A 13019-nucleotide genomic window follows, 5' to 3' on the forward strand; every position below is an offset into this window, starting at 1 on the left:
AAGGTGTCGGACGGGAAGCCTAACCTTTCGTCGAGCCGGCTGTTGAGGGGAGCGATCAGCATGAACGATGACGAGAGGCAGTACCCGGAGTTCCGGCTACGGCTGCCGAACGGTGGGCCGTACGCCAGGGGGCGCCCCACGAACAAGCTGGGTGACAACGGTAGCCGCAGCTTTGTCGTCTACGCCGGCCAGCCCGTGCGACCCGACGTCGTCCCGTCGTTCCCCACCCGTGTAGCCGCTGCTCACATGCAGCGGGAGGAACTGATGCGGCAGGGGCGGATCAAGCCGTCCGAGAAGTGGCCCGGCTGGCTTGAGACAGCAGAGGCCATCACCTTCGATTCCTCCTCCAGGGCCGCAGCGGTGCTGAAAGGCCACAGTGCCAACGGATGGATCAACTGGAAGACGGAAGACGGCCGCCCCCTGGGCGACTTCATGCCCGGGATGTGGCCGGGCCCCAACCGCCCCTGGCTCGTGCGTGGTTCGAACGTGAGCGGCCTGGACCTGGTACAGCGGATGTGGCTGCCCGAGGGGCGGGTGACTCTCGCCGCCTCCCGGCTGCGCCAGGGCGTGGAGCAGGGAATCAGCAAGGACCAGCTGCGCATGCTGGTCCAAGAGGACTACGAGACCACCGCCACCTACAGCCAGAAACAACAACTCGCCGAAGAAATACATGCGTTTCTTTCTCGCATAAAACCCGGTGACACCATCTGCACCATCTCCGGTGGTCGACTGTACGTGGGTGAAATCACCGGTGGAGCGCAGCAGACCGAGTCCGAAGGTGGGCGGTCCAATCTGCAGCGGCCCGTGGAATGGCAGCCGGACGGCTACGCATACGACGAACTGCCCGAAGAGCTGCAACAGAAGTTGTCCGTCCAGCACGACGTGGTTGACCTCTCCTCCATCCAGGCCTTGGTGGACGGGCTCGGCCTCAGCGACCAGGAGCTGGTCGAGGAAGCTCAGGCCAAAGAGCGCGACCCGAGCGTGGAGATTCAGCTCGCGACCGCCCGCCGCGAGCTCGAACTGCCCGAGCCGACGGACGAGCTGGCTGTCGACCTCCTCGCGCACGCTGTCGAATGGCTGCAAGAGGTACGCGATCTACTCTGGGACGAACGGCAGCTGGTGTTCTACGGCCCACCCGGCACCGGAAAGACCTATCTCGCCCTCAAGCTCGCCGAGTTCCTCGGCGGCGGCCCCGAGCAGGTCAAGCTCGTGCAGTTCCATCCCTCCTACGCCTACGAGGACTTCTTCGAGGGATTCCGACCCCAGGAGGACCCGCAGACGAGGGAGGTCGCCTTCCGGCTCACCGCCGGGCCACTGCGCGAACTCGCCGACCTCGCCTCCCGCGAAGGCAACCGGCACATCCCGCACTTCCTGATCGTCGACGAGATCAACCGGGCCAACCTCGCCAAGGTCTTCGGTGAGCTGTACTTCCTGCTGGAGTACAGGAACAAGTCGGTCCGGCTGACGTACTCCGGTGACGACTTCGCGCTGCCGCCGAACCTGTTCGTGATCGGCACCATGAACACGGCGGACCGGTCCATCGCGCTCGTCGACGCGGCCATGCGCCGGCGGTTCGCGTTCGTGGAGCTGTCGCCGCGCACCGAGCCGACGAGCGGGCTGCTGCGCCGGTGGCTGGCCAGGGAGGGCAAGGACGCCGAGCCCGCCGATCTCCTCGACGCGCTCAACTCCCGTATCGACGATTCCGACTTCCGGATCGGGCCCTCGTACCTGATGAAGAAGGGCGTCTACCGGGACGGTGGTCTCGAGCGGACCTGGCGTACCAAGATCCTGCCGCTCCTGGAGGAGCACCACTACGGCGAGGGCGTGGACGTCGAGAAGCGGTACGGGCTGGCCGCACTGCGGGAGTCGCTCGGGTGACGTCGGTCATCGAGCTCGTCGAGCACGCGCCGGCGGTCAGCCTCGCCCTGCCGGACGGGGTCGGCCGTGCACTGGCCGCCGGGGACATCCTCGACGCGGCCCCCGACCCGTACGCGCCGGGGCGCTGGTCGTTGCGAGCCGGAAGCAAGGTGGGCTCGGTGGCCGTACGAGTGCCGGGCGCGGACGAGACACACACCGTGCGGGTCCTCCCCAAGACCCCCGTCGCCCGGCTCTTCTTCCTCCTGGGCTACAGCCTCGATCCGAAGGGTCCCTGGCGAGACGGCGAAGTCGAGGTGGCCGAGCACCGCGATCTGCTGCCCGCGCTGGCCCACATCGTGGAGCGGCAGGTGGACCGGGCACTGCGCCAGGGTCTGTTGCAGGGGTACCGGGTCGCGGAGGAGTCCGCCCTCGTCGTCCGCGGGCGGATCCGTGAGGCCGAGCAGATCCGGCGTCGCTTCGGTGCCACACTGCCGGTGGAGGTGACGTACGACGAGTTCACCACCGACATCGCGGAGAACCGTCTTCTGCGGGCGGCTGTCGAGCGTCTGCTGCGGTTGCCCGGCGTACCACGCGACGTTCGCCGCAGGCTGGTGCATCAGCGTGGGCGGCTGGCCGATGTGACCGCCGTCGTGCGCGGACAGCCTCTCCCCGACTGGCGACCCACGCGTCTCAACGCCCGTTACCACACGGCCCTGCGCCTGGCGCGTGTCGTCCTGCAGAACGCGTCAGCGGAACACGCCCACGGCGGGCTCCGTATCGACGGGTTCCTGTTCGACATGAACAAGCTCTTCGAGGACTTCGTGACAGTCGCGCTGCGGGAGGCCCTGCGCGGCTCGGGGCGGACCTCGCGTCTCCAGGATGCGCACCACCTCGACGAGGCCGCCGAGGTCCGGATGCGTCCCGACTTCGTGCTGTACGGCGCGGACGGGGCTCCGGCCGCAGTCGTGGACGCCAAGTACAAGACGGAGAAGCGCGGCGGTTTCCCCGAGACCGACCTCTACCAGATGCTGGCCTACTGCACGGCGCTCGGGCTGCGTGAGGGCCACCTGGTGTATGCGAGGGGCAACGCGTCCCACTCCGCGCACCGGGTGCGGCACGCCGGCATCCTCATCCACCAGCACGCACTCGACCTCGACCAGCAACCCGCCGGGCTGCTCGCTGACATCGCCACCCTCACCCGGCAAATGGTGCCCGACCTGCGCGTATGATCGGCGCGGAGGGGTCCTTTCTGGGGTGGGAGAGCGTCACGTGCCACAGCTCGCGTTCGCCAGCAGTTTCTGGGAGAGCTACGACGTCCTGGAGAAGCCCGTCAAAGCAGGCGTGCGCAAGGCCATGGAGAAGTTCCAGCGGCTGACCGTGGCCGAGCTGTACGCGGACAAGGGTCTGCATCTGGAGTCCGTCGACAAGGCACGCGATCCGCGGATGCGCACCATCCGCATCAATGACTTCTGGCGGGGCGTCGTGCTGGCTCCCGACGACGGCAGCGATGTGTTCTTGCTGGTCAACGTGGTGCCGCACGACGACGCCTACATCTGGGCGGCCAAGCGGCTGTACACCACCAACTCCGCCACCCGCGGCCTCGAGGTGCGCAACGTCGTCGCCATCGAGCAGCTGACGCCGGCTCTCGAGAAGGCGGCCGCGACGGCCGACTCACTGCTGTTCGCCAAGTACTCCGACACCGTGCTGCGCGAACTGGGCATCGACGACCAGGTGCTCCGTGCGGTGCGCACCATCGTCGACAAGCCGCAGCTGCAGGCCTTCGAGACGCTCCTGCCGGAAGACCAGTGCGAGGTTCTCCAGTACCTCGCCGAGGGATTCAAGCCCGAGGACGTGTACCGGGACGTGGTCGCCCTGCGCCGCCCCCTCGACGCGGGACCCGCCCCCGAGGAGAGTCTGGCCGTCGCCATCGCCAACACGGCGAGCCGTATCACGCTGGTCACCGGCCCGGAGGAGCTCGCGGACGTCCTGGAGAAGCCGTTCGCGGCCTGGCGGGTCTTCCTGCACCCCTCGCAGCGCCGGGTCGCCTACCGCGTGTCGTACGGCGGCCCGGTCCAGGTCACCGGTGGGCCGGGCACGGGCAAGACGGTCGCGGCTCTGCACCGCGTCAGGCATCTCCTCACGCGCTCGGCCGACGCCCGGGTGCTGCTGACCACATACACCAACGCTCTTGCCGCATCACTGCGCGAGAACCTTTCCGTGCTGCTGGACGGTGACCCGTCGCTGCTGGACCGAGTCGACGTGACGACGGTCAACGCCTACGCGCACGCCGTCGTCACGCGCCACGACGGGAAGGTTCTCTCCCCCGTCAACGACCGTGACGAACGCCAGCTGTGGCAGAAGGTGGCGAAGCAGCTCCGGCTGCCCTGGACCGACCAGTTCCTGGCACAGGAGTGCCGGCACGTGATCCTTGCCCAGGACGTGCGCACCCTGGACTCCTATCGCGCCGCCTCCCGACGCGGCCGCGGCAGCGCGCTGTCGCCGGCCAGGCGAGAAGAACTCTGGTCGGCCGTCGAGCTGTTCGAGTCCCTACTGCTCGCGCGGAAGGCCACTACACACCTCAGAATCTGCGCGCGTGCCGCCGACCTCCTCGCAGCCTCGTCGCCGACACACGACCACGTCGTGGTCGACGAGGCACAGGACCTGCACCCCGCCCAGTGGAGAGTGCTGCGTCGCGCGGTGGAGCACGGCAGCGACGATCTGTTCATCACGGGCGACCCGCACCAGCAGATCTACGACTCGAAGGTTTCGCTCGGTTCCCTGGGTATACCGGTGACGGGCCGGACGCACCGGCTGAGGGTCAACTACCGGAGTACAGAGGAAATCCTGGCCTGGTCGACGCGCATACTCACCCCCGTCTCCGTGGAGGATCTCGGCGGTGAGGGGAGTGACACCCTGGCGGGCTACCGCTCGCTTCTGCACGGGCGCAGACCGCGTGTGGACGGACACGGTTCGGAGCAGGCAGAGGTGGCGTCGCTCGTCGAACGCGTCCAGGAGTGGATCGCCCAGGGCATACGGCCGTCCGAGATCGGTGTCTGCGCTCGTTTCAATGTGCTGCTGGACAAGGCCCACGACAGGCTGGCCGCTGCCGGCGTCCCGGTGGCCAGGATCAAGGACCATCCGGGGCCGGACGCGGACGGGGTACGGCTGGCCACGATGCACGCTATGAAGGGGTTGGAATTCCGCTGCGTGGCTGTCCTCGGGGTAACGGCGAGTGCGGTGCCCTTCGCGCGCGAGGTCACGCCGGCCACGGTGGACGCGCTTCAGCACGAGTCGGACCTGCTGCGCGAACGCTGTCTGCTGTTCGTGGCGTGCACGCGTGCGCGGGAGGCACTGGCGGTGTCCTGGAGCGGGACGGTCAGTCCATTCGTGCCGCAGGAGAACTGATTCGGTGAGCGCAGCGGCACGACACCCCTCACTCGCTGGGGGCCAGTGCTCCATTGCCCAGGCCGTCGCGCGCCACATGGGATGCCTGCTTGCTCAGCTCGGCAACGCGCCGGGCCAGTTCCTCGAACTCCTGCAGTGCGCGAAAAGCCGCTCCGTACCGTTGCTGTTCGGCGATGTCCATCTGCGGGATCCGGGCGCCCTTGCCGTCAAGCCGAAACGTTCCACTGTCACTCGTGGACCTGCGCGTATTCGCCGAACTACGCAGAAACCCCTGGAGAAAGTCGGTGTCGAGCTGGTCGCTGACCGAGACCGGTTCGGGATCGCGGTACTGGACCAGTCCGGCGCGTGCAAGGTCGGCGACGCTGACGGTCGGCCCGTCCAGCACACTCGCGTTCGCTCCCGCGGTCAGCGCGGGTAGCAGCTCGGCCAGGTGCCGCACCTGCGCGGTCAGCTCCTGTTTCAACGACTGGTACTCCGCCGCGTAGTCGCGGTGCGAGTCAGCGACACGGCGCCCTGGGGTGAGGTCCACGGCATCGTCGAGCAATTCGATCAGCGAGACGTCCGTCACCTGCTCAGGCTGCGCGTCCAGTGAGCCGTCCGGGTCGTTCGCTGTCAGATCGACCATGCGGACGCTGGTGGCCGAGTCGCCGAGAGCGCGCGGGCGTCGCAGCTGCCAAAGGTGCACAGGGAGCGCGTGCGACGCGGCGACGCCCGGCGGAAGAGCGATGATCTGCGTCAGGATCCCGCGCCGTACGAGTTCGGCGCGGATGCGGCGGCCTGCCTTACGGTAGGCGACTGAGGCGGGCATGACCATGATCACCCGGCCGCCGGGCGCTGTGTGGGCGTAGGCGTGCTGCAGCCAGGCAAGTTCTCCTTCGGCGCGTGAGGGTGTCCCGAGCTCCCATCGCGAATCGAGAAGCAGATCCTCACGCCCCCAGTCGGTGACACCCACCGGCGGATCGCTGACGACGAGATCGGCCCTCAGTTCCGCCCACTGGTCGCACCGCAGGGAGTCTCCGGCGACGACGTGCACATCTGCGCGATGCGTGAGGTCGGCCCGCAATTGGGCGAAGCGCGCACTGCGTTCGTCAGACTCCTGGCCGTATCGCCTCGGGCCCTGCCCTGGTCCGACGGCGAGCAGCAGAGTGCCGATGCCGCACGCCGGGTCGAAGATGGTGGCGTCGGGCGCCACCTCACCGGCGAAGTGCCGCACGGCCCGGACGATGCGCGGGGAGGTGACCTGATCCGATCCGGCCCGGCGCACGGAGTCGGTGAAGCGCTCTGCGAGGGCGTTCACCACCTCGCCCGCGGATTCACTTTCCGCCAGGGATCGCGCCAAGCGCATTGCATCCGCCGGCAACGCCTCGGGCGCATCCCCTGTGCTGCTGGCGAGTAGCTGAGCCACATCGGCGACACCGCCGAGTATGTCGTCACCATAGGCTCCGCGCAGCGTCTGCCACAGCTGGACCTCCCGCGAGACTTCCTGGCCCTTGCGCTGCTTGTCCAGCCAGGCCTGCACCTCGGCCAGATCGTAGAGCGGGCTGTGCACCCCACCGCCGGCGGGCACAGGGAAATCGTCGTACCGCCGCCTCCAGTTGGAGACCGCGGCACGAGTGACGCCTGCTATCCGGGCGATCTCGGAACCGGTGACCAGAGAACCGGCCGGTGCCGCGGGTTTGTCTGCCATGGTTGCCACCGTACACAGCAGCGTATCCGATCCTCAACGAAGCATGTCGTTGACATCGTTAACAGCTAAACCAGATGGTCAATCCGATGGACGAACGCGTGGGGTGCAGCGCCAAGGTCCTACCGGCCGGTGGACGCGGGCTCCCCCACCCTGCGTCCACCAGCCGTCCGGGCCCGGCTCAGGCGGCCCGGCGGTGGCGGGGCACGCCGCTCGCCGTCTGTGCCCCCGGTGGACGCGGACGATGTCCGCGTACCGGTGTCCGCTGCCCTTGATCGAGATCCGGCTTGACAGTGGCGCGGGCGATCCCCGCGCACCGGACACCGACTCCAACGGCGCCACCGCGGGCTCCGTCGCGGGCGTCCTGACCGGGGCGCGGGCGATCCAAGCCACAGCACCAGTCCCAGGGGGACCATGAGCCAGCAGCAGTACCCGCAGCCCCAGCAGCCCGGCTGGGGCAACCCCCAGCAGCCGGGCTACGGCGCCCCGCCGCCGCCCCAGCCCCCGAAGAAGTCGAAGACCGGGAAGATCCTCGGCTTCGGCTGTCTCGGAGTCGTCGCCCTGTTCGTCCTGATCGGAATCATCTCCGCGGCCGCCGGTGGGGGCGGCTCCACCAAGTCCCATGACGCCGCCGGGGCCAAGTCCGCGGCCACCGCGCCCAAGGAGAAGAAGGCCGCCGCCGGCGACAAGACCGGCGACAAGGCCAAGACCGGCGCGGCCGAGGACGACAAGGCGAAGAAGACCGCCGTGTTCAAGGTGTGGGGCACCGCGCCCGGCGGTGTGGACATCACCTACGGCAGTGACAGCGACACCCGGCAGGGCCACTTCAAGAGCGGCACCTTCCAGGCCACCCTGCCGGTCACCAAGGGCGCCCTGTACTTCAACGTGATGGGCCAGCTCAACGGCGGCGGCGACATCAACTGCTCCGTCACCATCGACGGCAAGACGAAGAAGGGGCACGCGTCCGGCGGCTACAACATCTGTGACGCCCAGTTGAACGCCGGTCTGCTCGGCGGCTGGGACTGACCCCCTCGGCGCTCGTTGCCGGTCATCGCTCGTCGGTGGTTCCCAGTCCGGTCAGCGCGCCGACGGGGTCCGGGTCGGGGGTGCCGCGTGGCCACCAGTCCTCCTGGCCCGGTTCCGACTCGTAGGCGTACCACAGGCCGTCCCGGCCGAGCCGGAGCTGGGCGTGGCCGTCCGGGTGGGTGAGGCGGTTGCGCCAGGGCCGGAACGCGGGCAAATCCGCGGCCAGCAGCTGGGGGCGGGCGCGGTCGAAGCGGCCCGCCGGCGGATCCCAGGGCTCCTCCAGGACGGCCAGGGCCTCCCGTCCGCCCTGCCGCCACGCGGCGACCGCCCGCGCCAGGTCGGCGGGGGCCCGCCCGGTCGCGGCGGCCAGCGCCGAGTACAGCGGCCGGGTCGTCGCCGTGAGGCCCGAGCCCGGGCGGGCTGCGGCCAGTCGCACCGCGTCCTGCCACAGCGTCAGCTCTCCGACCGGATCGTCCCCGGTGGTGAGCAGGGCGTGCGCCCTGGCCGCCGCGTCCGTGGCCAGCTGGTCCAGCGCGAACGGGTCCGGGCCGCCCGGCGCCGCCGGGTAGACCGGCGGCTGCTCGGGATGGGCGAGCGGCGGCAAGGGGGCCGGGAGCGGCGGCCGCGCGCCATGGGCCACGACGTCGCGGGCCCGGACCCCGGGCAGGGACGCCGGCCGCTGTTCCCGGGCGGCGCGGGCCGCGCGCGCCGCGTTGCGCCGGGACAGCGCGTCGATCAGCTCGCGCTCGCCGCGGCCGCGGAGCAGGAACAGCACGAAGGGGTCCCGGTCCAGCAGGCGGGCCGTCTGGTAGCAGACCGCGGCGGCGTGCTTGCAAGGGTGCCCGGCATCGGGGCAGTTGCAGTGCGGTTCCAGGTCGCCGGGCCCGGGCAGGAGCCGGACTCCGCACTCGGCGAGGGAGTGCGGCACCTGCTTGTCCAGCAGTGCGGCGATGTGCCCCGGCTGCTCCGCGGCGGCGTCCAGGAAGCGGTCCCATTCCTCGTCGGCGAACGTCCGCAACCGCACCTGCACCCGGTACGGGCGCGGGCGGCTCCCCTGGACGTATGCCAGGACGAGCCCCGGGGTGACGGTGATGGCGTCCACGTTCCCCCGGTCCGCGTACGCCCGTCCCCGCGTCAGCCGGGCCGCGTCGAGGGCGCCCTTCTCCAACGCGGCGACCCAGGCGTTGCCCCACCACGTCCCCGCGAAGCCGTCCGCGGTACCCGAAGTCGGCGTGGGGAGTGGGGCGAACGTGCGCCGCAGCTCGCCGTCGCGACCCGGGGCCGCCATGGAACGGGGGTAGCGGGCAGCCGGAGGCGTGCCGGGAGCCGTGTCCCCGACACCCTCGGACGGTTCCGGTCCGGCCTGTCCGCGTCTCGGGACCGGGTCCACCACCGGGTCCGCCACCCCGTGCCGGCGGTGTGGGGAGGTCTCCTCGCGCCCACCGCGGGGGGTCCGCGCGGCGGAAGCGGTCCTGCCCTGCGGTGCCGACGACGCGGGCAGCCCGAAAGCACCGGCGAGCAGTTCCCGAACCTCCCGGGCCCGGTCGCCGGTCCCCCGCGCACGGACGTCCCGGCGCCTCCGCGCAGCGGACAACCGGGCGATCCGGGATGGACCATGACCGTGACCATCCGTCAGCTCGGAAGCTGCACGGAGGCGTTGGGGCTCGCGGGTCTCGGCTGTTTCCTTGTTCCGCTCCCGCCCCCGTTCCTCTCCCTGTCCCCGCTCCCGTTCCTGTCCCCGCTCCTGTTCCTCTCCCTGTCCCCGCTCCGGTCCCTGTCCCCGCTCCTGTTCCTCTCCCTGCTTCCGTTCCGCCTCCGCTCGTGCGGCGCGCAGCGCCTCGCGGGCGGCGTCGCCGGGGCGGGTGGCAGGGGCGGCGGAGGGCGGGGGTGTATCGACGGCCCTCGGCACTGCCCTCGCCACGGGCGGAGCCCCCTCTGCGGGCTCCGGCGGGGACGCTGTCCCCGCGGCGCTGCGGCGGCTGGAGTTCGCCCGCCGCAGCGCCGCACGTGCCACATCGCCCGGCCGGGCCGTCCCCGCCGTCTTCCCCTCGGGCACGGTGAGGTCCGCTTCCCCGGTGGGGGGCTCTCCGTCCCGGCCCTCCCCTGCGGCACGCTCCCGTTCCCTCGCGGCGCGCAGCGCACGCCGCGCCGCGTCGGCGGGCCGCCCTTCGACGCCGGGTGTCTCCTCCGGGCGCACCTCCTCCCCCGCCCCGTTCACTCCGTCCTCCTCAGCGACACCAGGTCCCTCAGCTCACGGTCGGTCAGTTCCGTCAGGGACGACTCTCCGGAGCCGAGGATCGCGTCGGCCAGGGCGCGCTTGGACTCCAGCATTCCGGCGATGCGGTCCTCGACCGTGCCCTCGGTGATCAGGCGATGCACCTGGACTGGCTGGGTCTGGCCGATGCGGTAGGCACGGTCCGTGGCCTGTTCCTCCACCGCCGGGTTCCACCAGCGGTCGAAGTGGATGACATGGCCCGCGCGGGTGAGGTTCAGACCCGTGCCCGCCGCCTTCAGGGAGAGGACCAGCACCGGGGTCGCCCCGCTCTGGAAGCGGTCCACCATCCGCTCGCGGTCGGGCACCGCCGTGCCCCCGTGCAACAGCTCGACGGGCACCGCGCGGGAGGCCAGGTGGGTGGTGATCAGGCGGGCCATGCGGACGTACTGCGTGAAGACGAGCGCCGAGCCGTCCTCCGTCAGCAGCGTGTCCACCAGTTCGTCGAGCAGGGCGAGTTTCCCGGACCGCGCGATGAGGCCCGCCGCCGTCGCGGTGTCCTCCTTCAGATAGAGCGCGGGGTGGTCGCAGATCTGCTTGAGCGAGCCGAGGAGCTTGAGGACCAGGCCCCGGCGTGCGATGCCGTCCGCCGTCTCGATCGCCAGCATGGACTCCCGTACGACCGCCTCGTAGAGCGCGGCCTGCTCGTGGGTGAGCGGCACCGGATGGTCGGTCTCCGTCTTCGGGGGAAGCTCCGGGACGATGCCCGGGTCGGACTTCCTGCGGCGCAGCAGGAACGGACGTACCAGGCGGGCCAGCCGCTCCACCGCCTGCTCGTCCTCGCCGTTCTCCACCGCGCGTGCGTGCCGGGCGCGGAAGGACTTCAGCGGGCCGAGCAGTCCCGGAGTCGTCCAGTCCAGCAGGGCCCACAGTTCGGAGAGGTTGTTCTCCACGGGGGTGCCGGTGAGGGCCACGCGGGCGGGGGTGGGAATCGTGCGCAAGGCCTTCGCCGTCGCCGAGAAGGGGTTCTTGACGTGTTGTGCCTCGTCCGCGACGACCAGGCCCCAGGGCTGCTCGGCCAGTCGGGGGGCGGCCGCGCGCATCGTCCCGTACGTGGTGAGCACGAAGCCGCCGTCCAGGCCGTCCAGGGTGCGCTCGGGGCCGTGGAAGCGGCGGACCGGGACGCCGGGGGCGAAGCGGGTGATCTCCCGCTGCCAGTTGCCCAGCAGCGAGGCCGGGCAGACCACCAGGGTCGGCTCGCGGTGGGCCCGGCGCAGGTGCAGGGCGATGACGGTGACCGTCTTGCCGAGGCCCATGTCGTCGGCGAGGCAGCCGCCGAGGCCCAGGGAGGTCATCAGGTCGAGCCAGCCGAGGCCCCGCAGCTGGTAGTCCCGCAGCCGGGCGGCGAGGCCCGGGGGCGGTTCGACCGGGCCGACGCCCGCCGTCAGCCGGTCCCGGAGTGCGGCCAGCGTGCCGACCGGCACCGCCTCCACCGTCTCGCCGTCGACCTCCGTGCTGCCGGTGAGCGCGACGGACAGTGCGTCGACCGGGTCGAGCAGGCCCAGCTCGCGCTTGCGGGCCTTGCGGACGAGGGCCGGATCGACCAGCACCCAGCGGTCACGCAGCCGGACCACGGGGCGGTGGGCCTCCGCGAGCGCGTCCATCTCGGCCTCGGTGAGCGGATCGCCGCCGAGCGCCAGCTGCCAGCGGAACCGGAGCAGGTCCTCGCTCTCGAAGAAGCCCGTGCCGTCGGCCGCCGAGCCGGGGGCGCGCCGGACGACGGCGGTGGCGGTCAGATCCTGTGCCAGGTCCCGGGGCCAGTGCACGGCGACCCCGGCCGCGGCCAGCCGGGTGGCCGCCACGCCCAGCAGCTCGCCCAGCTCCTCCTCGGACAGCGCCAGGACGTCCGGCACCTCCTGCCCGGAGAGCCGCTCCAGCGGCGGCCAGACGCGGGCCGCCCTGCGGACGGCGAGGGCCGCGTCCACCCGCGCGCGGGGGCCGAACGCGGTGTCCGCCTCGCCCGCCCACAGAGCCGACGCGTCCACGACGAGGGTCGGGTCGGCGAGGCTGTGGACCTGCACGACCGCCGCTCCCGAGCGGCGGGCGCCCTCCGCGTCGTCGAACAGGTCGTATGCCGACAGGTCCAGGCGCAGCGAGATCCGTACGCCCGCGTCCATGCCGGCCGCCACCTCGGCGGCCCAGGCGTGGGCCCCGGGCAGTCGCTGCGGTCCGGGCGCCGCGAAGGGCCGGCCCACGGCGTGGGCGGCCGCCGGGGTGCGCGGCAAGGTGTCCGCGACCGCGTCGAGGAAGGCCCTCACGACTGCTTCGGGCTCGGGCAGCAGAAGGGGGCCCTTGCCCGGGAGCGGGACGGCGTGGCCCTCGTACGGCAGGGCGGCGGCGATCGCCCGGAGGTGGGTGATGTCGTCCGGTTCCAGCGGGCCGGCGCGCCAGGCGTCGTATCCGTCGGGGGTGAGTCCGGGCAGGAGACGCCCGCGCGCGACGAGCCGCAGGGCGTGCAGGGCGGCCGCGCCCCAGCAGGCGGTGGCGGGGTGTGCGGCGGGGTCGCGGCGGGCCCGGGTGAGCAGCGGCAGGGCCTCGGCGACCGGGAGCGACACCGCGGGGACGGTGCTTCTGCGCACTCCGGATCCGTGCCGGCGTACGACCGTCAGTTCCCCGGTGGGCCCCGACGGCAGTCGCCCGTCCGCCGGGTCCCAGAAGGCGACCCGGCCGCGGCGGGGCAGCGGCTCGGGCAGGAACACGGCGGCCAGTCCCCCGGGCAGGCCCCTCTCGGCCACCTGGTCGGCCATACGTCCGGTCACCTCCCGCCGTCACGTC

At 71.4% G+C, this 13019-nt stretch carries 7 protein-coding genes; 4 read left to right on the forward strand and 3 right to left on the reverse strand.

Features of this window, described 5'->3' with window-relative positions:
* Positions 1 to 60: 60 nt before the first annotated feature.
* The 3 genes from LZ604_RS23475 to LZ604_RS23485 are packed head-to-tail and all read left to right on the forward strand — an operon-like array spanning position 61 to position 5262.
* Positions 61 to 1878, forward strand: coding sequence for a DUF4357 domain-containing protein (locus LZ604_RS23475; RefSeq protein ID WP_234517413.1), 1818 nt, complete (start codon positions 61 to 63; stop codon positions 1876 to 1878).
* Positions 1875 to 3086, forward strand: a complete 1212-nt coding sequence (locus tag LZ604_RS23480; protein WP_234517414.1) for an McrC family protein — start codon at positions 1875 to 1877, stop codon at positions 3084 to 3086. Before LZ604_RS23475 ends, LZ604_RS23480 begins: the two co-directional genes overlap by 4 nt.
* A 40-nt stretch (positions 3087 to 3126) precedes the next feature.
* Entirely contained in the window at positions 3127 to 5262 is a 2136-nt protein-coding gene (locus LZ604_RS23485) for a UvrD-helicase domain-containing protein (protein ID WP_234517415.1), read from the forward strand.
* Between the two features lie 28 nt (positions 5263 to 5290).
* On the opposite strand, the gene LZ604_RS23490 is transcribed toward LZ604_RS23485, so the two are convergent.
* On the reverse strand, positions 5291 to 6949 hold the full coding sequence (locus LZ604_RS23490) for an N-6 DNA methylase (RefSeq protein WP_234517416.1): 1659 nt from the start codon (positions 6947 to 6949) through the stop codon (positions 5291 to 5293).
* Between the two features lie 411 nt (positions 6950 to 7360).
* Here LZ604_RS23490 and LZ604_RS23495 point away from each other — a divergent pair, with 411 nt between their 5' ends.
* Positions 7361 to 7972 (forward strand): hypothetical protein, encoded by a 612-nt coding sequence (locus tag LZ604_RS23495; protein WP_234517417.1) that lies wholly within the window; start codon positions 7361 to 7363, stop codon positions 7970 to 7972.
* Between the two features lie 22 nt (positions 7973 to 7994).
* Here LZ604_RS23495 and LZ604_RS23500 read toward each other — a convergent pair whose 3' ends face one another.
* Positions 7995 to 10169, reverse strand: a complete 2175-nt coding sequence (locus LZ604_RS23500; RefSeq protein WP_234517468.1) for an SWIM zinc finger family protein — start codon at positions 10167 to 10169, stop codon at positions 7995 to 7997.
* 17 nt (positions 10170 to 10186) lie between these two features.
* A complete protein-coding gene (locus tag LZ604_RS23505; RefSeq protein WP_234517418.1) occupies positions 10187 to 12991 on the reverse strand; it encodes an SCO1167/SCO6262 family helicase in 2805 nt (934 codons plus the stop codon).
* Positions 12992 to 13019 lie beyond the last annotated feature (28 nt).

The sequence above is a fragment of the Streptomyces glomeratus genome, from assembly GCF_021462825.1.
GTDB lineage: Bacteria > Actinomycetota > Actinomycetes > Streptomycetales > Streptomycetaceae > Streptomyces > Streptomyces glomeratus.